This is a genomic window from Rheinheimera soli (assembly GCF_031457405.1).
GTDB classification, from domain to species: Bacteria; Pseudomonadota; Gammaproteobacteria; order Enterobacterales; family Alteromonadaceae; genus Pararheinheimera; species Pararheinheimera soli_A.
On the sequence record NZ_JAVDWR010000008.1, the window covers coordinates 38,363 to 61,706 of the forward strand.

Consider the following 23,344-nt stretch of genomic DNA (forward strand, 5'->3'; position numbering starts at 1 on the left):
TTCGCGGCAAATTTATCTGAATCAACTTTGGTGTTCGCCCGGTTTGTGACCATAAGGGTCTAAGTGGGGCCACCTGATAGCAGCTTTAGCGGAAAAAATGCCAAAAATTACTCATATTCGTAACTTTTCAGTCATAGCCCACATAGACCACGGCAAATCTACACTGTCTGATCGTCTGATCCAGTTTTGTGGTGGTTTAGCCGATCGTGAAATGCAGGCGCAGGTTTTAGATTCCATGGATCTGGAACGTGAGCGTGGTATCACCATTAAAGCGCAAAGTGTCACGCTGAACTACAAAGCCAAAGATGGCGAAACTTACCAGCTGAACTTTATCGACACACCGGGCCACGTTGACTTTACCTATGAAGTCAGTCGTTCTTTAGCGGCCTGTGAAGGTGCTTTATTAGTAGTTGATGCTGGCCAGGGCGTTGAAGCTCAAACCGTAGCCAACTGCTACACAGCCTTGGAAATGAACCTCGAAGTCTTACCAATTCTGAATAAAATCGACTTACCTCAAGCCGATCCGGACCGTGTTGCCGAAGAAATTGAAGACATTATTGGTATCGAAGCCATAGGTGCAGTGCAGTGTTCTGCCAAAACAGGTTTAGGTATTGAAGATGTACTGGAGACTATAGTCGCCAATATTCCATGCCCTGAAGGTAATCCGGATGGCCCAACTCAGGCGCTGATTATCGATTCCTGGTTTGACCCTTACCAGGGCGTAGTGTCACTGGTTCGTGTAAAACACGGCAAAATTCAGTTAAAAGACAAAATCAAAGTCATGTCGACCGGCATGGTCTACGAAGTGGACAAAGTGGGTGTATTTACCCCTAAAGCCAACAACACAGGTATTTTAAATACAGGTGAAGTAGGTTTTGTGATCTGTGGTATTAAAGAAATTAAAGGCGCGCCTGTTGGCGATACTTTAACTTTATCGAAAAACTCAGCCATTGAGCCTTTACCTGGTTTTAAACGTATTAAGCCTCAGGTGTATGCCGGTGTATTCCCTGTTTCTTCAGACGACTACGAAGACTTCCGCGATGCGTTGGAAAAGCTCAGCTTAAACGACTCTTCACTGTTTTATGAACCAGAAAGCTCAGGCGCTTTAGGTTTTGGTTTCCGTATTGGTTTCCTGGGTATGTTACATATGGAAATCATTCAGGAACGTTTAGAGCGTGAATACGATCTGGACTTAATCACCACAGCACCTACCGTAGTGTATGAAGTGATCACTAAAGCTGGCGAAACAGTGATGGTGGATAACCCAAGCGCATTACCTCCAGTGGGTAATATTGATGAAATTCGTGAGCCTATAGTTGAAGCTCATATTCTGGTCCCACAAGAATACTTAGGTAACGTGATTAACCTTTGTATTGAAAAACGTGGTGTGCAGATGAATATGACCTACCACGGTCGTCAGGTGGCAGTGGTCTATGAACTGCCTATGGCTGAAGTGGTGATGGACTTCTTCGACCGCTTAAAGTCGACCAGCCGTGGTTATGCGTCGCTGGATTATGCTTTTAAACGTTTCCAGACCTCTGAAATGTCACGGGTTGATATTCTGATCAACGGTGAGCGGGTGGATGCTTTGGCTATTATCAGCCATAAAGACTTTGCTCAGGGCCGTGGTCGTGAGCTGGCTGAAAAGCTGAAAGAGCTGATCCCTCGTCAGATGTTTGATATCGCTATTCAGGCCGCTATAGGCGCACACGTGATTGCCCGTACTACGGTCAAGCAGCTACGTAAAAACGTATTAGCTAAATGTTATGGCGGCGATATCAGCCGGAAGAAAAAGCTGTTGCAGAAACAGAAAGACGGTAAAAAACGTATGAAGCAGGTAGGTAATGTGGAAGTTCCACAGGAAGCCTTCCTTGCCATTCTGAAAGTCGGTAAATAACAACAAGGGTAGTTATGGCAGGTTATTTTGCAATTTTCCTCGTAGTATTGACCTTAGTCAGTGGTTTGATCTGGCTGATTGATATACTGGTATTTGCTCCAAAACGTAAAGTTAAAGTTGCGACCGCTCAGGCGGCTGCAGCGGGTGGCCTGCCATTAAGTGCTATTGAAGAGCTGGAAAAACCTTCTTATCTGGCAGAAACCGCCAAAGAAATTTTCCCGCTGATTTTGGCCATTACCATTATCCGTTCGTTTTTATACGAGCCGTTTCAGATCCCATCAGGTTCTATGATGCCGACCTTATTGGTCGGCGACTTTATTCTGGTGGAAAAGTACTCCTACGACGTGAAGGATCCAGTCTGGCGTAAGCCGCTGATCACCACAGGCCGGCCAGAACGCGGTGATGTGATTGTATTTAAATACCCGGAACAACCTACTATTGATTTCATCAAGCGTACTGTGGGTTTACCTGGTGATCGCATTATCTACAAAAACAAGCAGCTGTTTATTCAGCCTGCCTGTACTGCAGCCGACAAAAGTACCTGCCCTGGTTTAGAGGCCGTGCCTTTAACCTTGCAGGCCGAAGGTGAGTTCATGGATGGCGAACTGCCAACCAAACGTTACTCCGAGCAATTTGGCGAGCATAAACACCACATACTGCAGCATCCGTTTAAAGCCGAAGATTTAATGCAGTATTACAAACAGCCAGGCACCGCCATCGAAGAATTTATTGTGCCTGAAGGCCACTATTTTGCGATGGGCGATAACCGCGATAACAGCCGTGACAGCCGTGCCTGGGGTTTTGTGCCTGAAGAAAATCTGGTGGGTAAAGCTGTATTTATCTGGATGAGTTTTGAATTTAGTGAAAACCCGGACAACTGGTTGCCTGCATGGGTGCCGGTCGGCGTGCGTTTTGAACGTTTAGGCAAAATTAATTAATGCAAAAACCTGTCAGCGGCCTGATGAAAAAGCTGGGTTACCAGTTTCAGCAGGTCGCGTTACTAGAACAAGCCCTGACCCACCGCAGTTGCAAAGGTGAGCACAACGAGCGGCTGGAATTTTTAGGCGACGCCATTTTAAGTATGGTGATTGCTGAAGCCCTGTATATCCATTTCCCGAAAGCCCGCGAAGGCGATTTAACCCGCATGCGTTCGTCTTTAGTGAAAGGCGTGACTCTGGCTGAAATTGCCAAAGAACTGGAGCTGGCCGAATACCTGCGCTTAGGCCCTGGTGAAATGAAAAGCGGTGGCTTACGCCGTGAATCCATTCAGGCCGACGCAGTGGAAGCCATTTTAGGTGCTATCTTTTTAGATGCTGGCATTGAAGCCTGTAAAGAGCGGATATTAAGCTGGTATGGCAGCCGTTTAACTGTGATCCAGCCAGGCGTGCATAAAGACAGTAAAACCCAGCTGCAGGAATACCTGCAGGGGCGTCGTTTGCCTTTGCCTTTGTATGAAGTGATAGATACGCAGGGCGACGATCACGATCAAATATTTACCGTGCGTTGTACTGTGCAGGGCAGAGCGCCTGTTACCGCGTCTGGTAATTCCAGACGTAAAGCTGAACAGGATTCAGCGCGGATTTTGTTGGAACAAGTAAAAAATGACCTCTGAGACTTTTGCCGGACTGGTTGCCATAGTTGGCCGTCCGAACGTGGGTAAATCCACATTATTAAACCAGCTGGTGGGTCAGAAGGTCAGTATTACTTCGCGTAAACCACAGACCACCCGCCATCGTATTGTAGGTATAGACACACAGGATAATTACCAGACTGTGTATGTCGACACGCCAGGTTTGCATATCGAAGAAAAGCGTGCCATTAACCGCCTGATGAACAAAGCGGCAGCCAGCACCATTCTGGACGTAGAGCTGATTATTTTTGTGGTGGAAGGGACGCGCTGGACGGACGACGACCAGATGGTATTAAACCGTTTGATTGCAGCAAAAAAACCAGTGCTGCTGGTGGTGAATAAAGTCGATTTATACAAAGACAAAGAAGACTTGCTGCCGCATTTACAGTGGCTTGGCAGCCAGCTTGAGTTTCAGCAAATCATACCTTTGTCAGCGGAAAAAGGCACTAATGTGCAAACCTTGCGCGAGTTGGTGCAAAAACAATTGCCGCCTTGTGAATTCTTTTTCCCTGAAGAATATGTGACTGACCGCAGCAGCCGTTTTATGGCGTCTGAAATAGTGCGTGAAAAGCTGATGCGTTTCCTTGGTGACGAATTGCCTTATGCAGTGACAGTTGAAATTGAACGCTTTAAATGGGAAGAAAAACATTACCATATCGCCGCTTTAGTATTAGTCGAGCGCGACACACAAAAGCAGATGGTGATAGGTAAAAAAGGCGAACGGATAAAAACCATAGCCACTGAAGCCCGTAAAGATATGGAAACCTTATTTGAACAGCCGGTATTTTTACAGGTCTGGGTGAAAGTGAAATCAGGTTGGGCTGATGACGAGCGTGCTTTACGCAGCTTAGGTTACGGCGAAGACTAAAATGGAACATCGCAGCTGGCCAGCTTTTATTCTGCACAGCCGCGCTTTTAAGGAACAGCAGTTGTTATTGCAGCTGCTGGTGCCTGAACTGGGCCGGGTCAGCGCTGTGATCCGTAAATCCAGCAGTAAAAAACAACAACGTTTGTCATTGCAGCCTTTTCAGTTATTACAGCTGGAACTTTTAGGTCGTTCTGAATTAAAAACTGTCAGTAAAGCTGAAGAAGCAGGCCCCGCCTTTTTGCTGCAAGGTGAAAAGCTGTTTGGTGCCATGTACTTAAACGAGCTGATTTGCCGCTTGTGGCCGGAAAACGTTGGCTCAGATGCCTTGTTTGAGTTGTATCAACACAGCTTGCAGCAACTGCTGACACAAGAGCTGGAGCCCTGTTTACGTCAGTTTGAGTTTTCTTTACTGACCGAGTTAGGGCAGCCAGTGGATTGGGATTACGATTCACAAGGTGAGTCTTTGTTGGACGGCGCTTTGTATCAGTGGTGGCCGGAGCAAGGCTGGCAGATTGCCGGTAAAGGCTGGAAAGGCGAAGTGCTCAAAGCTATAGGCCAACAGCACTGGCAGCAGCACGACGTATTAAAAACAGCCAAGCAGTTAAGCCGTTTATTATTAGCCCCTTTGCTTGGCAGCAAACCTTTAACCAGCAGAGCATTATTTCAACCGATCAGGAATTAGCTATGAGCGCCATTTATTTAGGTATCAATATCGATCACGTCGCCACTTTACGTCAGGCCCGTGGCACTTATTACCCTGAACCTGTGCATGCTGCCTTATTGGCTGAGCAATTTGGCGCTGATGGTATCACTGTGCATTTACGCGAAGACCGCCGCCATATTCAGGACCGCGATTTATTTGTATTGCGCGAAACTATTGCTACCCGCTTAAATTTTGAAATGGCTGTGACTGAAGAAATGTTAGGCATTGCTGCTCAGTTAAAACCTGAATTCTGCTGTTTAGTGCCGGAAAAACGCCAGGAACTGACCACAGAAGGTGGTTTAGAAGTGGCAGGCCAGTTCGATAAAATTCAGGATGCTGTTTTGCGTCTGCAACAAGATAATATTTTAGTCTCGTTGTTTATCGATGCCGATGAAAAACAAATTGCAGCGGCGGCTAAAGCTGGTGCTCCTTATATTGAAATTCACACAGGTCAGTACGCTGAAGCGACTGATCAGAAAAAACAACAAGCAGAACTTGAACGTATTACTGAAGCCGCTGCTTATGCCGCTTCTTTGGGGTTAACAGTCAATGCTGGTCATGGCCTGCATTACCATAATGTACAGCCTGTAGCCGCTATTCCTCAGATGTACGAGCTGAATATTGGTCATGCTATTGTGGCCCGCGCCATTTTCTCTGGTTTAGGCCCTGCTGTGGCTGAAATGAAACGCCTGATGGTGGAGGCGCGCCGTTAATGGCTATTGTTGGTTTAGGTACCGACATCATCGAAATTGCGCGCATAGAGCAAAGCCTTGCGCGTTCGCCCCGTTTAGTACAACGAGTACTGACTGAATCTGAGCAGCACATCTTAGCTGCTCATGGCCAGCCAGCCCGTTATTTCGCCAAACGTTTTGCCGCCAAAGAAGCGGCAGCTAAAGCCCTTGGCACCGGCATAGGCCGTGGTATCTCCTTCCAACATTTTATTGTCAGCAACGACCCTTCAGGGCGCCCTCAACTTGAACTCACAGGCCCGGCCAAAGAGCTGGCCGACTCAATGCAAGTGCGTTCGGTCTGGCTTTCCATCAGCGACGAACAAGCCTATGCCTGTGCTACCGTTATTCTCGAATCCTGATTAACCCCCTTAGTACCTGAAGCTGCAGCTTTGCGGGCGGGGATAAAGCTGCGCTCCTGCCAGACATAATAATACTGGTCAAAAGTACAGACTCAGCGTTAGTATCGAAACGGGCACATTAGAGTTGCCTGAACGGGCTATGTTATTTATGCCCCGTAATGAGCTTATTTATTAAGGAAATTCAAATGTCTACAGTGATCAGCTTATTGGAAAAAATGGGCCAGGACGCCAATTTACGTTATGCCGATAAAACCACAGTGACAGCGCAGTTAGACCCGGCTTTAGCCGCTGCTATTCTGGCTGGCTCTCAGGAGCAACTGGCTGCAGTTTTAGGCGCCCGTACTAATGTGGTCTGTGGTATTTACGCTGCTGAAGAAACTGACGAGCAGGAAGAAATTACATCATTGGCCAAAGTTGGCTAATTTCGTATCAAAAAGCTGCCTGCGGGCAGCTTTTTCGCAACTGTGGCAGCAGGAGAAATCAATGCAAAAAGGTAGTTTGGTTTGTGTAGGTACTGGTATGACTTTGGGTTCTCATATCAGCCCTTTATCCCGCAGTTATATTGAACAAGCCGATGTGGTGTTTGTATTAGTGGCAGATGGCACTACTGAGCTCTGGATCCAGGGTATGAATGCCGATGTCCGTAGCCTGCAGCCTTATTATTCTGAAGGCCAGTCCCGTATGATCACCTATAAACAAATGGTGGCGGCACTGCTTGCTGAAGTGCGTGCAGGCAAAAAAGTTTGTGGTGCTTTTTATGGTCATCCTGGCGTGTTTGCCTGGGTGCCGCATCAGGCTATTAAAGAAGCTGTAGCTGAAGGTTATATGGCGCATATGGAACCAGGCATTTCAGCTGAAGACTGTTTATATGCCGATTTAGCATTAGACCCCGGCACTTATGGTTGCCAGCATTATGAAGCCAGCAACCTGATGTTTTATCAGCGCACTATAGACACTGCGGCTTATCTGATTTTATGGCAGATTGGCGTAGCCGGTGATAAGTCGCTGGCTAAATTCACCACAGGCAGCGCCTATCGCGACGTCCTGGTAGAGCTGCTTAGCCAATGGTATCCGCTGGATCATCAGGTGATTTTATACGAAGCCGTGACTTTACCTATTCAGCAACCCCGTATAGAACGGATAGCCTTATCCGACTTACCTAAAGCACAAATGGATTTAAAAACTACCTTAGTGATACCTCCGGCCACTGTAGCTAAAGCCAATCAGCTGGTTTTGGATAAACTAAAAGCTGTGGTGGCGCAAGAAGGTTCATTATGACAGCAAGCTGGGCTAAAGCTGCTGTTGCAGATCACTTTGTGATCCAGACCAGCCGTTTATTGATCCGGCCTTTAGTCCCACAAGACGAACAGCTGTATCTGGATTTATACACCAGCACAGCTGTGATGGCTTTTATTGGCCCGCCACTGGATATGGAAAAAGCCAGAAACAGCTTTCAGATTGCGTTGCGGCTCAATGCTAAAGTACCTTTTAAGCGCTTATTTTTGGCGATATGCCTTGATAACCAGCCTATAGGTTTATGTGCGGTGAACCAATGGAGTGCTTTGTTGGCCACTGCTGAAGTGGGGTTGATGTTATTGCCCGCCTGGCAAGGTAAGGGCTACGGTACAGAAGCCAAGCTGGCATTAAGTCAAAAAGTACAACAGGTCTTTACCGGAGGGCAAGTCTGGACTCAAACCAACCCGAATAACAAAGCCGCAGTTCAGTCGAATATCACAGCAGGCTATCAGGCTGATCCCATTCAATCCGGTATATTCTGGTTTAAGCCAGACTAAATTAGCTTTGAATGTAGCGATAAATGAACCAGGATAATCTTCCGCTCTTGTACTTTTAATTTTATCGTTTTACAGTGGTTTCAGTTGTTGAGCCTGTCTGCGGTAACACGCAGATGTTTTGCTTAAATTCAGGGGAGTACCTATGTCTGTTATTATTCAGTTATTAGAAAAAATGGGCCAGAGTTCAGAATTACGTTATGCCGATGCAGAGCAATTAGCAAAGCTAATGGCAGATACAGATCCTGCATTAATTGCAGCTGTTAGTGCAGGCGATCAGCAGGCTATTGAAACGCTGTTAGGAGCCAGAACTAATGTGGTTTGCGGTGTTCATCCTGCACAGGAGCCACAAGAGGATGAACCGGAACAGCAACCAGAAGAAGCGCCTGATAAGGATAAAGTAGCCTAGTCTGTAAACTTTAATGAAAGTATTCAGTCAGCTTTCGTCTATAAAGAAACATAAACCTGTGCATATGCATGCGTTTTTGTTTCTTTTTCTGCTTTTTTCAATTGCTCATCAAGATGTGATGGCTCAAGTCTTTTTGCCTGATTTATCTTATTTGGATTCAATAAAAAGCAAAAATTTTGAAAAATTTGAATCTGAACTGAGCCTCCTTGAGGAGAACAAGCACAAGTTTCAAAAAGATGAGGCTGATTACTTCTTATTTTTGAAAGCTTACGCTTTGACATTTAAGGGGATCAATCATGAGTCACTCGCATTACTAGGCCCGCTTTTAGAAGTCGATGACAATCCGGCTCTCAGTTTCAGGGCAAAGGCACTTGCAGTAAATACTTTATTATTATCCCGAAGATATTTGGATGCGTTTACCTATCTGGAACAGTTGATTGTTATGCTTCCGAATATTGAACAACCAATGGCGCGTGAGCAAGGTATACGGGTTATTTCAATGATGTATAACTTGATTGGTCGTCATGATTTGGCTATGAGTTATGTGGAACAGCTTATCAACGAAAAGCCTAGTGTAAGTGCAGTCTGTGCCGCTCATCAATTAAGGTCGACAGCTCTTTATTCTTCAGGTCGAAGTGAGGAGTTTAATTCGAAGTCAGCGGAAGGGCTAAACTACTGTAGTGAGCAAAATGAGCTGTTATGGGCAAACTTAATCGTTGCTTTACAAGCACGAAGTCTAATAGATCAAAAAAAATATGAAGAAGCAGTGGCCTTGCTAACTTCACGTTATCAGTATGCCGCAGAGTCGCGTTACGAACGCTTATTGCATGAATTTAATGGTCCCTTAGCTCAAGCCTACTATGGTATGGGCCAAATAACAGAGGCTAAAAAGCATGCGTTAATAGTTCACGGAGCTATTAAACAAGAAACATTGGACCTGCCAAAAGTTGAAGCGTTGGCTTTGCTATATCAAATCGCCAAAACCGAAAAAAACTACCAACAAGCTCTGGAGTACCACGAGCAATATATGGCCGCTTTTACCGCTTATATGGATGATAAATCGGCGCAACAGATGGCTTACCATACGGCTCACTCGGAAATTCTGGCGCAAAATCAAAAAATATCTTTGCTGGATAAAGACAATCGACTGTTGCAACTGGAGCAGGAAGCGCTTAAACATCAGGCTGCTTTTAATAGGCTGATGATCGCAGCTTTAGTGGCGCTGGTGCTGGGGCTGGCCTTTTTGGCTTATCGCAGTTTTATTGCCCGTCAGCGTTTTAAAGCTTTGGCTGAGTACGATGATTTAACCGCTATCAGCAACAGATATCACTTTTCAGCTTCGGCCAAAGAAGCGCTGGCTTTATGCGAAAAGGGCCAATTACCTGCCGCCCTTATAGTGTTTGATTTGGACCATTTTAAGCAAATTAACGACCAGTATGGTCATGCGGCTGGCGACTGGGCTTTGCGCCAGACTGTGGATACCTGCCGCAATTTTATGCGGAATAACGACGTATTTGGCCGTATTGGTGGTGAAGAGTTTTCCATTTTGTTGCCTGGTTGCCAAAGCGATAAAGCCCACTTACTGGCCGATATTTGTCGGGATGCTATTTGCAGTATTGATACTGCAGCTTCGGGTTATGAGTTTAAGTTAAGCGCCAGTTTTGGTGTCACTTCGGCAGAGATCTCCGGTTACCATTTAACCAAACTGATTGAGGATGCCGATACCGCCATGTATCAGGCTAAGCAGCTGGGTCGCAACAGAGTGCATTTTTTCCAGGGCTAAGTTTGTCCGTTTATGGGGGGCTTTTGTGCAGTTTGGGGGCTGGCCACTTTGAACCGACAAAAATCGTGCTGAATGAATAGGGAGATGTGTTGAAAGCATTTTTGTGGTCATTGTGTTTGCACATCCTGTTGTTAGGTTTGCTGACCTATCATCATTTTGCGCCGGATGATGCCGCAAAAGTACCAGTAGAACCTCCTATTCTGGCTTACGCTTATCAGCCAGTGAAAGCCAAACCTGCTCCTGTAGTAGCTACGCCTGTAGCTGTTCCTGCCAAAGTAACTGCAGCAAAACCCGCTGTGAAAGCCGTGCAAAAAACACCAGCAAAAGCAGCCGTTAAAAAGGCAGTAGTCAAGAAAGCTGCAGCGAAAAAAACACCAGAGAAAAAGCCAGCTGTAAAGGCTGAACCTCAAGCCAAAACAAAACCTGCCCCAGCCAAAACCGCAGTCGTGCAGCAGCCTCCACGCAAACCTTTTGTGCCTGTGCGTAAACCCGCTGAAGTAGTAGCAGCTAAGCCTTTGCCTGCACCTGTGGCTAAACCCGCTGAAGTGTTAGCGGCTAAGCCTTTGCCTGCACCTGTGGCTAAACCCGCTGAAGTGTTAGCGGCTAAGCCTTTGCCTGCACCTGTGGCTAAACCCGCTGAAGTAATAGCGGCTAAGCCTTTGCCTGCACCTGTGCCCAAACCAGCTGAAGTAATGGCGGCTAAAGCTTTGCCTGCACCTGTGGCTAAACCCGTTGAAGTAGTAGCGGCTAAGCCTGTACCTGCTCCAAAACCGTCAGCTGTGATCCCTGAACCCAGGTCAGCCGGGGTAGCCAGCACTGCTGCTGATATCAATAAGCGGGAGCAGAAAGCGGCGTCAAATGCAGTTTCTGCCAGTCTGGATCAACGAAAAAGCATGGCAAACAGCGCGCTACAAGCGGCCAGACAAGGAGATGCTTCAGGTGCTGCCAGCTGGAAAGAAAAACAAAAACAGCTGGCGTTGGAAATTACTGCAACAAAAAGCGAACAAAAACCAGAGGTGGGCAGAAAAGTGAAAACCTTCGCCGACGGCAGCGCACTCATTGATACCAATCCAGGTTGCTGGAAAGTACCTCCGCCTGAATCGCGTAAAGACGCTATCTGGTTACATACAGGCATACCTTGTAAACCAGATACCACAGTGGAACAAATAGAGGCTATTTTGCAAAAACGCCGCAGTTACAGCAGGGATTAAGCAGGAATTAGCCTGGCACTTTGCTGTCTGCCTGCTCTGTCACAAGCACTGGCCAGCTTTTTGCGTCCTGCAGTAAAGACTGAACCCTGTCTTGTAACTCAAATAACTCAGGCTCCAGCTGCAACGGTTGTTTGCCTTTTTTCAGTTCAGTTTCAATGAGTTCTGTCAGTTGTTTGAGTACGGGCAAGCCGGTGTAGCAGCTGGCACCATGTAATTTATGAATATGTTGCAGCAGCTGTTCTGCATCCTGTTGTTGCATCGCCTGCTGAATTAAGGCCAGGCTTTCAGGTAAAGACTGCACCAGCATCCATAACATTTCTTTGGCTAAATCCAGTTTACCGCCTGCTCTTTGCAAGGCCAAAGTCCAGTCCAGTTGTTTGCTTTGGGGCAGTTGGTTTTCGCCAACAGAAGCAGCTAAAGCCTGTTGAAAATCAGGGCAGCATTCACGCAAGGTGTAATGCAGCAGTTTTTCATCCAGAGGTTTGGTTAAAAATTCACAAAAACCTAAAGCTAAAAGCCGGTCTCTTTCGCCTTCTAAGGCATGAGCAGTCACCGCAATAATAGGGGTCGCTTCATTCAGCGAACTTTGCTGAATACGCTGACAAGCCTGAATGCCGTCCATCACCGGCATATTAATATCCATAAAAATCAGATCGTAATGTTGCTGATTGGCTTTTTGCCATGCTTCAGCACCATTACGGGCTGAATCGACCTGCTCGACCATTTCAGACAGCAGCGTATTAATCAGTTTTAAGTTGGCTTCGTTATCGTCCACCGACAACACCCGCAGGCGGGCTTTGGGTTTGTCCTGTAACGGGTTTTGTTCAGGGAAATCTACATAAGGCTGAGCCAGTGTCATCGCCAGTTTGCGGTAATGTGCAGGTTTGGATAACACAGCTTTGGCGCCTGAGGCTTGTAATACTTCACGTAAATTCGGCGACAGGGTATTGACCAGTAAATACAGTTGCTCGCTGTGCAGCTGTAACTGCTGCAGCAACTCAATCACCTGATTCACCTGGTTTAGTGAAATAGAGCGGCCAATCAAGGCCATATCAATTTGTGGCTGCAAAGCCAGGGTTTGGCTGAGCTGGCTCATATTGCTGCAACTGATGATATTGAGTCCCCAATGATCCAGCTGGGCCAGCATGGCCTCGCGGGAATACTGCTGAGGTTCAAAATACAACACAGTTTTTTGTTTTAGCTCGGCCAGAGGTAAAGGCTCAGCTATGGATAAATGGTGGCGTTTGCACATCAGGGTAAACCAGAAGGTCGAACCTTCACCTGCTTTACTGTCAAAGCCAATTTTGCCGCCCATAGCCGAAACTAAACGCTGTGAAATCACTAAACCTAAGCCTGTGCCCCCATAACGGCGGCCTATGCTGTTGTCGGCCTGAGCAAAACCGCCAAATAAACTTTTTTGCTGATCTTCATGAATACCAATGCCGGTATCCTGCACTGAAAAACGCAGTTGCCATTGCTCATCCGGCATAGGGCGACAACTAACACGGATCACTACACTGCCTTGTTCGGTAAATTTAATGGCATTACCGGCAATATTGGTCAGAATTTGATTAATCCGCATAGGGTCTGCTATTAAATCGTCCGGACAGCTGTTTTCAATCAGCAACACCAATTCCAGCTGTTTATCAAAGGCATTGGACGCCAGCAATTCCACCGAATCGTTTAATAAATCGCGTAATGAAAAAGGCTCTGGGTTAATTGGCATCCGGCCTTCTTCCAGTTTGGCGTAATCCAGCACGTCATTGACCAGGCTGAGTAAACTGTTGGCTGATTTTTGAATAGTGGCCAGATAATCCTGCTGGTTATGGGTCAGATTGGTTTTCAGCAACTGGCGGGCAAAACCAATAACGGCATTCAGCGGTGTGCGTAATTCGTGGCTCATTTTGGCGAGGAAGTCAGATTTGCTGCGGTTATCTTCCATGGCTTTTTTACGGGACAGGTCCAGCTCGATATTTTGCATCTCCAGCTGTTCCATACTTTGCTGCAAGTCGCTGGTGGCCTGTTCAATGCTTTGCTGCATTTCTTCGTCATGGGTTTTCAGTGCAGTCGCCAGCGCATTAATACCAGAACGTAATTGTTCCAGCTCACCTAAAAAAGGTTGCTGCAATTGGCTTTGATACTGACCTTCGCGCAGTTGATCAATCACATCCCCCATTTGTCGTAAAGGACGACTGACTCTTTTGATCAGGCGCAGGCTGAAATACACACAAGCGCCAAGCCCTGCCAAAATAATCAGCAGGCTGCTCAGCAAAGAGGTTTGTTGCGCCAGCATCACTTTGTCTTTGGCTACCTGCACTGAGATATAACCCAAAGGCTGGTCGGCCGGATCTGTGCTGAAATCCGCCTGTTCCGGCAAAATAGGAGTGCGGATCACCAGCCAGTCGCCAAGGTCGGTAATGGTACTTTGCTGTGGTATAGCGCTGTCTGGCGCATATTTCAGCATGGCAAAATCTTTATGATAATTGGTGGTGACAAAGAGCTCGTGGTCGGCGTTAAAAATGGCGATACTTTTTACCAGCGCTGAGTTTTTTCTGTGGCTGACATCCAGCAAACGTTTGACGTCTTGTCTGCTGTTGTGTAATAAGGCATGTTCACTGGCAATAGCTAAAGGGACAGCAATGTTTTCAGCCTGATCTTCCAGATACTGGGCCAAATCATGATGGCGGGCATAGCTAAAATAACCCCCAAGGAATAAACTGACCAGCAAGGTCGGTACCAGGGTGGTCAATAAGACCCAATCTCTTAAACCAATTTTCGTCATCTGTAGCGCTGCTTGATAGAATAGTCCGGAGCGAATTTATAATGACACAAGGCTTACCAAAAGCCCACCACAGGTACTAAGTCCAGATGGTCAAAATTTATCAGGCTGCCAAAGGCACCAGAGATAAACCTCAACAGTTAAAACAAATCGAAATACAGATCGAACGTCTGGATCACGAAGCTCAGGGCATTGGTTTTGAGCAAAAGCGTATTGTGTTTGTCAGTGGCGCTTTACCCGGTGAGCGGGTGAAAGTGCAGCTCACTGAACAAAAAGACAAGTCGGCCAAAGCCAAAGTGGTCAAAGTGCTGCAAGCCTCGCCATTGCGTCAGGCTCCGCCATGCAAACATTTTGCCGACTGCGGTGGTTGTCAGCTGCAGTATCTGTCGGTTGAACACCAACTGGAATTAAAACAGCAGGGTGTGGATCAACTGATCCGTCACCAGACGGGCTTAACCAGTTTACCCTGGCAGGCACCGCTGAAAAGCCAAGGCCAGGGTTATCGCCGTAAAGCCCGTATTGGCGTCTGGTTTGACAAAAAAACGCAGCAATTTACTGTAGGTTTTCGTAAAGCCAACGACAAAGTCATTACCTCTATTGAACACTGTTTAGTGCTTAGCCCGGCTTTAGCGCCAGTCTTTAGTGTATTGCAACAACAGCTGCCAAGACTGCAACAAGGCTCTGCTATTACTCATGTCGAAGCGCTGGATGCCGATGGTCAGGTGTATTTGATAGTGCGGCATATCCGGCCTTTAGCAGAATCTGATCAACAAGCACTGATCCAGGCCTGGCCTGAAGCCATATGGATAGGCGAAGCAGAGCCTGAACTTTATCAATATTGGCAAGTCGGAACAGCAGAACCTTGTTATGAGTTGCCTGCATTGGGTTTAAAGCTGAATTTTTCTGCCGCTGATTTTATTCAGGTGAATCAGGGGATCAATCAGCAAATGGTGCAGCAGGCACTGGATTGGCTCAATCCGCAACCTCAGGATCAGGTGCTGGAGCTTTATTCCGGTATAGGCAATTTCAGTCTGGCTTTAGCGCAGCGCGCCAAATGGGTGCATGCGCTGGAAGGTGTCACCACTATGGTGCAAAGGGCCGAAAGCAATGCGGTATTGAATGGCCTGACCAACCTGAGTTTTAGTCAGGCAGATTTGCATTTACCCTGGCCCAAAGCCGACTGGAATAAGCCGCAGTACCAAAAAGTATTGCTCGATCCAGCCCGCGCTGGTGCTGTGGGGGCAGTAGAGCAAATAGCGGCTTTAAGTCCGGCACAGATATTGTACGTGTCCTGCAATCCGGTCACTTTTGCCCGTGATGCAAAAGTTTTACTGGCTTGTGGTTATCAGCTGGATAAAATCAGTGTGATGGATATGTTTCCACAAACCAGCCATCTGGAGTTGATGGCGTTGTTTCAAAGGAGAAAGTAGCGAATGGTAACGGTAAGGCAATCACATAGCGCCGAATACCACCCAGGCGGCACTCAAAGCTGGTTAAGTGCATTAGGTTTGCCAGAAGCAAAAATTAATGCGCTGCTGGATGCTGAGCTCTGGTTACATCAACAGAATTTAACTGATCAAGAGCCCGAAGTTCAGACGGGCTGGGAAATGGTCGAAATTCTGGCTGATTTGCGTATGGACAAAGATGCCTTAACTGCTGCCTTGTTATTCCCTTTGGTAGAAGCAAAGTTGCTGGATTTAGAGCAGGTGGAAGCACAATTTTGCCCTGCAGTGCTGACGATGTTAAATGCAGTGCGCCAGATGGAAGCCATTCGTTCTATTCCTGTAGGGCCAAATCAAAGCAGTAACCCACAACAAGCCGATAACCTGCGCCGTATGTTATTGGCCATGGTGGAAGATGTGCGCGCTGTAGTGCTCAAGCTGGCGGCACAAATTTGTTACCTGCGGGGCGTAAAAAACGCCGACGAAGAAACCCGGGTTTTGGCCGCCAAAGAAACCAACGCTATTTTTGGCCCGCTCGCCAACCGTTTAGGCATAGGCCAGATCAAATGGGAGCTGGAAGATTTAGCTTTTCGTTACCTGCACCCACAAACCTATAAACAAATTGCCAGTTTGCTGGAAGAAAAACGTTTAGACCGTGAACAATATATGCAGGATTTTGTCGCTTCAGTGCGGCAAAAAATGCAGGATGCTGCTATTTCGGTGGAAGTGTACGGCAGGCCTAAACATATTTTCAGTATCTGGAAAAAGATGCAGAAAAAGCAGCTGGCTTTTGATCAGCTGTACGACATTCGTGCCGTGCGTATTGTCACCACCAAAGTGCAGGACTGCTACGCCGCTTTGGGCATAGTGCATACCTCCTGGCGCCATTTGCCCAAAGAATTCGACGACTATATAGCCACGCCAAAACAAAACGGCTATCAGTCTATTCATACAGTTGTGCTTGGCCCTGCCGGACGCCCTGTTGAAATTCAAATTCGTACTCATCAGATGCACGACGATGCCGAACTGGGGGTTGCTGCACACTGGCGTTATAAAGAAGGGGCAGGCCATGCGGCTAAAGAAGGCCAGCTGGATGAAAAAATCAGTTGGTTACGTAAACTGCTGGCCTGGCAGGAAGAGCTGGTGGATGGCTCTGATTTAGCTGAAGAATTAAAAAATCAGGTCACCGAAGACAGGGTTTATGTGTTCACCCCTAAAGGCGATATTGTTGACTTGCCAGTCGGCTCCACGCCGCTGGATTTTGCTTATTATGTGCATTCCAATGTGGGCCACCGCTGCATAGGCGCCAAAATTTCCGGCCGTATAGTGCCTTTTACCTATCAGCTGAAAACCGGCGATCAAATTGAAATTTTAACAGGCCGCGAACCTAACCCAAGCCGCGACTGGTTAAACCCAAACTCAGGCTATTTAAAATCCAGCCGTGCCCGCTCCAAGGTGCAGTACTGGTTCCGCCTGCAGGACAGAGATAAAAACATAGCAGCGGGTAAAGATCTGCTGGATACCGAATTAAACCGCTTGAACCTTAACATCGACAGCATTCCAAAAGTGCTGGCGCGTTTTAACGTTAACAGCATGGAAGAGTTACTGGCCGGTATCGGTGGCGGTGAAATTAAAGTCACGCAAGTGGTGCATTACATACAAAGTCAGTCGGGCAAAATTCAACAGCCTGAAATTGACCCGCGCCTTATTAGCAAACCTATCTCTACTCAGCCGAAAAGCCATGTGGTGGTGCAGGGGGTAGGTAACTTATTAACCCATATGGCCGGTTGCTGTCAGCCTTTGCCTGGTGATGCCATAGTAGGTTATATCACTCAGGGCCGGGGTATAGCTGTGCACCGCGACGACTGCGACCAGTTTAAAACCTTGCAGGAGGCGCATCGCGAGCGTGTGGTTGAAGCCACCTGGGGCGATAAATACGCTTCTGGTTATGAAGTGACTATTCGTATTGTGGCGCACGACCGCAACGGCTTATTAAGGGATATCACCAGCATTCTGGCCAATGAAAAAGCCAACGTGTTGCGGATGAGCAGTAACTCGGATATTTCCCAGCAAACCGCCACTATCATTATGACGATGGAGCTGTATAACCTGGATTCACTGAACAAACTGCTGACCAAAGTCAGCCAGATTGATGATGTAATAGAAGCCAAACGTTTCCATTAACTGGTGAATTGTACAACCAACAGCACCGGAGTTTTGGCTCCGGTTGCTTCTTCTGCAGGATCTATTGTGTCACAACCACTTCAGCAATTATTAACCATCATGGCCAGACTTCGCGACCCGGAAAACGGTTGCCCATGGGACAAAGAACAAAGCTACCAGACCATAGTGCCTTATACCCTGGAAGAAGCTTATGAAGTGGCTGACGCTATAGCCCGTGAAGACTATGCTGAACTTAAAGATGAGCTGGGCGATTTATTATTTCAGGTGGTGTTTTACGCGCAGATCGCCAAAGAAGAAGGTCGTTTTGAGTTTGACGACTGCGCTCAGGCCATCAACGACAAGCTGATCCGCCGCCATCCTCATGTCTTTGCCGATATGAATTTAGACAGCAGCAAAGCTGTGCTGCAAAACTGGGAAGCCATCAAAACCACAGAACGCACCGCTTCTGGCAAAACCTCAGTACTGGATAATATCCCTTTGGCTATGCCTGCATTAAGCCGGGCTTACAAACTGCAAAAACGTTGTGCCCAGGTGGGTTTTGACTGGCCTGATGTACAAGGTGCATGGGATAAAGTGCAGGAAGAAATTCAGGAAGTGGCCGAATTACCTGCAGGTGCCACTGAACTGGAAGAAGAATTAGGTGATTTGATGTTTGCCCTGGTCAATGTAGTGCGTAAACAAGGGTTTGATCCGGAAAAAGTGATGCGGCAGGCCAACCAGAAATTTGAGCGGCGTTTTCGGCAGGTGGAGCAGGCATTAGTCGATCAAGGTTCTAGTCCGGCGCAGAGTGATTTGGATGAAATGGAACTGTTGTGGTTAGCGGTAAAAAAGCTGGAGAAACAAGGCAAAATTAAAATTTAACGGTTAAAAATCGATCAAAACTTGACGCTTTTTTAATTTGTTCAATACTCTGGTCTGGAATAATTAAAATACAAAGCCAGATCAATGACTAAGATATCTCCCATTCTTCTTTCGGGTTTCTGCCTGCTTTTTATAGCTTCTTGCGCAGAACCCTACAGCGCCCGAATTAAAGCCCCCGAACTGACAGTAATGAACTCCACTGGCGAAACCATAGACCGTATTGTCGAACGCTCCTGTGATGCCAATGACGACAGCAACGACAGAGTGCTGGCGCGTGATTTGAAAACAGGCCGCAGTCTGGTGATCCCTTTGGCGGTCAGTTGCAGCAATCTGGAAGCTTTTAATAAAGAAGGCAGGGTGGTTGGCCGCCAGGCCGAAGTGTCGACTCCGCCCGATCTGTATTGGCAAATCTACTGAGGCTATGTAGACCCACATCCATTAAAAGAAAAAGGAATAAAGGTATGAAGAATCTGTTGAAACTTATTTGCCTGACCGGCTTTGCGGTATTGATGACAGGTTGTAGTTCTTATGACTACTATCAGGTGGAATCAAATTTCAAAATGAGTGCGGCAGCCGACCGAGTGCCCGCCACTATTACCAAAGGCCAGGGGTTTGAAGCCAATTTCCCGCGTATTGCCACTATAGCTGTCAAAGCGCCGGACTTCTGTGTCAGCGAATCTCAATCACAGCGCACTGGTACAGCCCGGGCTGAAACCAATGTGATGCAAACCACTTGTGGTGTCGAAATGGCCCAAATTGAAAGCTCGTTAGCCAAAGCTGGTTTTGGTGTGATCAGCTGGAAAGTGCTGCAAAACGAAATGACAGTCTCTACCTCCCATCTGGACGCCGCCAAAAAACTCAGAGCAGATGCTATGTTTCAGATTAACTCATTGGAGCGGGGTGTGACTCAGGCCGGCCAGGACGCACGCTGGGACAGACGTTTTTATGACACCTCCAATGGTGGCAAAACTCCAACAGCAGTAAGTAGCTACATGGCTAATTTACTCGATACGTATGCCAAACAAAATGAACAAGCCATGATGGCTGGCATTGAAGTATTAAGTGCCAGCATCAATGCCAGCGTAACACTGGTGGAGAATGGCCGCGCCATTTGGTTCTACGAGTGGAATAATGTGCAATCGCAGGAAGACGCTGATCAAATAGTCGCTAACACTTATGTCTACTGTGTTGACGGCTATTGCCAGCCTTATGTGCCGCAGGAATACGCCACTTACAATGATCAACTGGTACAAGGCACCAGTGATGCAGTGTCGATCGGCGCCAAAGCAGCAGACCGCCGCCGTGCAGTGCACGATAAGCTGATGAAGCAAGTAGTGACAGATATGGTGGGGCGTTTTACTTTGTAGTTTTGTTATTGCTTACCGCTGAATCAAACAAGGCCGCTTTTTAGCGGCTTTGTTATTAAAGGACTGAAATATGGATAGTGTAGAGCTGAGAAAAGATGTTTATGCTCATTTTGGAGCAGCTATGTATTATGCGCAGTGCCTTGAGCAGTCAATTATTATTGCGATTATGTTTATTGACCACTTCCCAAAAGCCATAAAAAAATACACTTCACAGAACTTATGGGAGAACGACTTTGATCGCTTTATGGACAACATATCTTCCAAAACAATGGGCAGGCTGATCAATAGTCTGAAAGCCGTTGATTTTCCAATTGATAAAGTCGAGGTCCAACTAAAAGACGCATTAGATAAACGAAACTTTCTGGCTCATCATTACTTTTTTGAACGAGCAATTGAAATCACCACTGATGCGGGTTGCATCAAGATGGTTGACGAATTGATTGATATACAGACATTTTTTTCGTCTCTAGAAACAGAGATTAATCAGGTTACGGATGCAATATCTCTTAAGTATGGTTTTACAAAAGAAGTTCAAGACTCGATGATGAAGGAAATGATGGGTGAGTATCGCCAAACTCGGTGAGTTCTTTTTGTAACAGCTTTGTTTTTGGCAGTGTTCAGTAATTGGACTAGGGTTTCTGTTTTCCAGCCCAAAGCGTTTCGCCGCTGGCGAGATACTTTGCTTTTGCTTCGCCAAAAGAAAGTATCCAAAGAAAAGGCGACCCCAGGTCGCAGCGAAATCCCGGCCCAAAATCGTGCGTCCAAGGCGGCTGGGTAACTCGCTCGTCGCTACCGCTCCTCACTCAGACACTCCCAGCCTTAAAACCTTGGCCACCCAATTTTGTCCGGCTCGCGCCCCAATGGGGATTTGGTGCCAGTAGTTGGTGTGGTCTTTCGTATAATTGGTCGTAAAGAGCATGGAGCTGCATTAACGCGAAACTAAACGGCGCGACTTAGATCGTCCTTGCTTGAGCTCCTTGTTAAATGCTTTATTACCACAAACAGAATTAGTGGCACCCACGCAATCGCTGCTTTGAATAAGGCTGCAACCATATAGTTAGTTTTATCAATGTATGCCCAACCTAGTTCAGTACCCCAAGGATAAGTAGCCAATTCGGATGTAGACGCGAAAAGACCAACATAGATACCATCCACGCCAATCAGGACTGCGGACACTATTGCTATGAATAGTAGCAGCCAAAAGACAGCTGTTTTCAAGGTTCAAACTCCGTAAGTCAGACACGCCGCAAGCAATGGCGCACTTTAGCGCGCCCAGCCCGCTGGACGATTTTTCTTTTTTACTTGGCATATTTATCAAGATATTGGGTTGCCGTTTCCTTTGCTTGGTTTAGCTCTGCCTCAGACATCACTTTTGCTAGCCGAGCTACCCCCTCTTTTGCGAACTCCGTATCAGTACCTGCTTGCGCAATTACTACTTTATACCAAGCGTATGAATCAACTTTGTTTTGTACTGAGTCAGTGCTGGATTCTAGTAAATATGCGTACTCAACTTGAGCAGTGTAAAAGCCTAGCTTTGCACTCTGCTCTAGATATTTTTGAGCTGATTCAAAATCACCTTTCGATGCCGCTTCCACACCTTTGTGGCGAAGTTCAACTGCCTCGCTTGCTAAAGTGCCAGCAGAGAATACAAGTGCGAGGATTGTTGCCAGAATGAGTCTCATGGTTTCTCCTGAAATTTAACGCTTACCAGAAGGCTTCGCGCCCGCAAGCCGGACATTTCTTTACCTTCCTACCTGATTTTTACTCACAACAAGCTAGCGCCAATGTACTTGTTGTTCAATGTTTTTTTCTGAAGCGCGCATTAATGACTAATGTAGAATTTTGAATTCAAAGCGTTTCGCCGCTGGCGAGATACTTTCTTTTGCTTCGCCAAAAGACAAGTATCCAAAGTTAGAAAGTGCAGGAAGCACTTTCTAACAGCCGAAGGCTGGCCCACAGGGTGAATTGCATGGATGCAATTCATAAAAGGCGACCCCAGGTCGCAGCGACAACGCTTGCGTTGAACAGCTTTAGCTGGCCCCGAAGGGGTACGAACGAAGTGAGTATAAAGCCCGGCCCAAAATCGTGCGTCCAAGGCGGCTGGGTAACTCGCTCGTCGCTACCGCTCCTCACTCAGACAGTCCCAGCCTTAAAACCTTGGCCACCCAATTTTTTCTGGGTTCATTCGGGCTTTCGGTAAGCCAACAGTTTGGCTTGCCGCCGAATGGACGTACTGAGCTCAGCGAAGTACCGGAACCGCGCCCCAATGGGGGATTGGTGCCAATAGTTGGGATATCTTTCGTATTATTGGTCGCCGCGAGCAAACTTAACACTGCAATCCGTAGCCAACTTTTAGCGTAGCACAAAGCTAGATTTATACATGGTATCCAGCACCGCGCATTTCCACTTTTAGCTGTTCCTGCCAATGCCCTTCTGAATCCATACCCACATACACAACACCACTAATATCATTTGGTGTTTCAACAGCCCCTTTAACAATTGCGGTCACTCTGGGGCGACCGATTTTTCCAATAAGGTAACCGTGTTCGAATACCACATTTTGGCGTGCTCTATACTGGCCGATTAAATCACCAGATTTTTGCCCTATATCGCAAGGGGTGTACAGAACAATACCAAAGCCAACATTCGAGTAATGCTCGATTTTTTCAATTATGGTCATCCCTGAGCTTGCTTGCATATGAAGAATGATCGGCTCTAAGCCTAGATTGGATATGAAATTAGCAACATCTAGCTTTGCAATCTCATCATGCCCATGGACTATAAAAACCTGAGAGTTATTAAAAGTTCCCCCTGTTGCTTGAGTCGGGGGTATTACAGGAGGCTCTGGAACTCGGAGTTTTTGTGAGGCTTCAATCTGTTTGCTGTTCAAATATCCATAGCGAAGCAGAATATCAAATATGGGTTCATCTTTTACGGCCCAATGTGTTCGGGACAGTTCCCAACGCCCAAGGTCAATATCTAACCGCATTGTCTCAATTGCACCAACAGGTAATGGAGGAAGAATTGGATCAAACTCAAAGTCGATAACCACAGAATCGCTACGTACTCTGATGTTTGTTATGTAGCCAATCCTTGACTCAGTTGTTTCGTTTTCGGTTACAAATAATGAAGGGAAGCTTTTTAGCTCATTGATAGCGTTTTCGTCGAAAAACTTATAGCGCTCACTAATTTCATCTGCGGTGTACTCTACAACTGCTCGGCTTCTGTCACATTCATAAGGAGATGAATTCCAAGTATCTGGGCTATAGGAAATAAATAAGTTAAACAATTTTTTTCTCCATTAACACTTGCTCACTTATAAATTTAACG

Annotated in this window: 23 protein-coding genes; 19 read left to right on the forward strand and 4 right to left on the reverse strand. The window is 46.7% G+C overall.

The window, feature by feature from the left end:
• Positions 1-97: 97 nt before the first annotated feature.
• The 11 genes from lepA to J2W69_RS12575 all read left to right on the forward strand — a co-directional run bounded on the left by lepA (position 98) and on the right by J2W69_RS12575 (position 8,387).
• Positions 98-1,897 (forward strand): translation elongation factor 4, encoded by a 1,800-nt coding sequence (lepA, locus tag J2W69_RS12525; protein WP_405047885.1) that lies wholly within the window; start codon positions 98-100, stop codon positions 1,895-1,897.
• Between the two features lie 14 nt (positions 1,898-1,911).
• Positions 1,912-2,835 carry a signal peptidase I gene (gene lepB / locus J2W69_RS12530; RefSeq protein WP_310278972.1) on the forward strand — a complete coding sequence of 308 codons (924 nt, stop codon included), beginning with the start codon at positions 1,912-1,914 and terminating at the stop codon, positions 2,833-2,835.
• Complete coding sequence (gene rnc / locus J2W69_RS12535; RefSeq protein WP_310278975.1) at positions 2,835-3,509, forward strand: ribonuclease III; 675 nt, start codon at positions 2,835-2,837, stop codon at positions 3,507-3,509. The genes lepB and rnc overlap by 1 nt, the downstream gene beginning before the upstream one ends.
• Positions 3,499-4,395: a GTPase Era gene (gene era / locus J2W69_RS12540; protein WP_008898015.1), complete on the forward strand. Its 897-nt coding sequence runs from the start codon at positions 3,499-3,501 to the stop codon at positions 4,393-4,395. Before rnc ends, era begins: the two co-directional genes overlap by 11 nt.
• 1 nt (position 4,396) lies before the next feature.
• Positions 4,397-5,077: a DNA repair protein RecO gene (recO, locus tag J2W69_RS12545; protein WP_310278977.1), complete on the forward strand. Its 681-nt coding sequence runs from the start codon at positions 4,397-4,399 to the stop codon at positions 5,075-5,077.
• Between the two features lie 2 nt (positions 5,078-5,079).
• On the forward strand, positions 5,080-5,811 hold the full coding sequence (gene pdxJ, locus J2W69_RS12550; protein ID WP_310278981.1) for a pyridoxine 5'-phosphate synthase: 732 nt from the start codon (positions 5,080-5,082) through the stop codon (positions 5,809-5,811).
• Positions 5,811-6,188 carry a holo-ACP synthase gene (gene acpS, locus J2W69_RS12555; RefSeq protein ID WP_310278985.1) on the forward strand — a complete coding sequence of 126 codons (378 nt, stop codon included), beginning with the start codon at positions 5,811-5,813 and terminating at the stop codon, positions 6,186-6,188. The genes pdxJ and acpS overlap by 1 nt, the downstream gene beginning before the upstream one ends.
• Positions 6,189-6,373: 185 nt before the next feature.
• Positions 6,374-6,610, forward strand: coding sequence for a hypothetical protein (locus J2W69_RS12560; RefSeq protein ID WP_310278988.1), 237 nt, complete (start codon positions 6,374-6,376; stop codon positions 6,608-6,610).
• A gap of 61 nt (positions 6,611-6,671) precedes the next feature.
• Entirely contained in the window at positions 6,672-7,466 is a 795-nt protein-coding gene (locus tag J2W69_RS12565; protein ID WP_310278991.1) for an SAM-dependent methyltransferase, read from the forward strand.
• Positions 7,463-7,981 (forward strand): GNAT family N-acetyltransferase, encoded by a 519-nt coding sequence (locus J2W69_RS12570; RefSeq protein WP_310278995.1) that lies wholly within the window; start codon positions 7,463-7,465, stop codon positions 7,979-7,981. Before J2W69_RS12565 ends, J2W69_RS12570 begins: the two co-directional genes overlap by 4 nt.
• Positions 7,982-8,123: 142 nt before the next feature.
• Entirely contained in the window at positions 8,124-8,387 is a 264-nt protein-coding gene (locus J2W69_RS12575) for a hypothetical protein (protein WP_310279000.1), read from the forward strand.
• Between the two features lie 38 nt (positions 8,388-8,425).
• On the opposite strand, the gene J2W69_RS12580 is transcribed toward J2W69_RS12575, so the two are convergent.
• Positions 8,426-8,668: a hypothetical protein gene (locus J2W69_RS12580; RefSeq protein ID WP_310279003.1), complete on the reverse strand. Its 243-nt coding sequence runs from the start codon at positions 8,666-8,668 to the stop codon at positions 8,426-8,428.
• Positions 8,669-8,829: 161 nt separating this feature from the next.
• On the opposite strand from J2W69_RS12580, the gene J2W69_RS12585 reads away from it, so the two are divergent.
• Both J2W69_RS12585 and J2W69_RS12590 read left to right on the forward strand, forming a co-directional pair.
• Entirely contained in the window at positions 8,830-10,170 is a 1,341-nt protein-coding gene (locus J2W69_RS12585) for a GGDEF domain-containing protein (RefSeq protein WP_310279006.1), read from the forward strand.
• A gap of 89 nt (positions 10,171-10,259) precedes the next feature.
• Complete coding sequence (locus J2W69_RS12590) at positions 10,260-11,381, forward strand: hypothetical protein (RefSeq protein ID WP_310279010.1); 1,122 nt, start codon at positions 10,260-10,262, stop codon at positions 11,379-11,381.
• A 7-nt stretch (positions 11,382-11,388) separates the two neighbouring features.
• Here the strand turns inward: J2W69_RS12590 and barA are convergent, their stop codons facing one another.
• On the reverse strand, positions 11,389-14,163 hold the full coding sequence (gene barA / locus J2W69_RS12595) for a two-component sensor histidine kinase BarA (protein ID WP_310279013.1): 2,775 nt from the start codon (positions 14,161-14,163) through the stop codon (positions 11,389-11,391).
• Positions 14,164-14,249: 86 nt separating this feature from the next.
• Here barA and rlmD point away from each other — a divergent pair, with 86 nt between their 5' ends.
• From rlmD to J2W69_RS12625, 6 genes are all read left to right on the forward strand, one after another.
• A complete protein-coding gene (gene rlmD, locus J2W69_RS12600; RefSeq protein WP_310279015.1) occupies positions 14,250-15,590 on the forward strand; it encodes a 23S rRNA (uracil(1939)-C(5))-methyltransferase RlmD in 1,341 nt (446 codons plus the stop codon).
• A gap of 3 nt (positions 15,591-15,593) precedes the next feature.
• Positions 15,594-17,786, forward strand: a complete 2,193-nt coding sequence (gene relA, locus J2W69_RS12605) for a GTP diphosphokinase (RefSeq protein WP_310279018.1) — start codon at positions 15,594-15,596, stop codon at positions 17,784-17,786.
• A 66-nt stretch (positions 17,787-17,852) separates the two neighbouring features.
• Entirely contained in the window at positions 17,853-18,647 is a 795-nt protein-coding gene (gene mazG, locus J2W69_RS12610) for a nucleoside triphosphate pyrophosphohydrolase (RefSeq protein WP_310279021.1), read from the forward strand.
• An 84-nt stretch (positions 18,648-18,731) separates the two neighbouring features.
• Complete coding sequence (locus tag J2W69_RS12615; protein ID WP_310279024.1) at positions 18,732-19,064, forward strand: hypothetical protein; 333 nt, start codon at positions 18,732-18,734, stop codon at positions 19,062-19,064.
• A gap of 44 nt (positions 19,065-19,108) precedes the next feature.
• Positions 19,109-20,014 carry a hypothetical protein gene (locus J2W69_RS12620; protein WP_310279027.1) on the forward strand — a complete coding sequence of 302 codons (906 nt, stop codon included), beginning with the start codon at positions 19,109-19,111 and terminating at the stop codon, positions 20,012-20,014.
• 70 nt (positions 20,015-20,084) lie between these two features.
• Positions 20,085-20,597 carry a hypothetical protein gene (locus J2W69_RS12625; RefSeq protein ID WP_310279030.1) on the forward strand — a complete coding sequence of 171 codons (513 nt, stop codon included), beginning with the start codon at positions 20,085-20,087 and terminating at the stop codon, positions 20,595-20,597.
• Positions 20,598-21,312: 715 nt separating this feature from the next.
• On the opposite strand, the gene J2W69_RS12630 is transcribed toward J2W69_RS12625, so the two are convergent.
• Positions 21,313-21,696 (reverse strand): hypothetical protein, encoded by a 384-nt coding sequence (locus J2W69_RS12630; RefSeq protein ID WP_310279034.1) that lies wholly within the window; start codon positions 21,694-21,696, stop codon positions 21,313-21,315.
• Between the two features lie 692 nt (positions 21,697-22,388).
• Positions 22,389-23,303, reverse strand: coding sequence for a nucleotide-binding protein (locus J2W69_RS12635; RefSeq protein WP_310279037.1), 915 nt, complete (start codon positions 23,301-23,303; stop codon positions 22,389-22,391).
• Positions 23,304-23,344 lie beyond the last annotated feature (41 nt).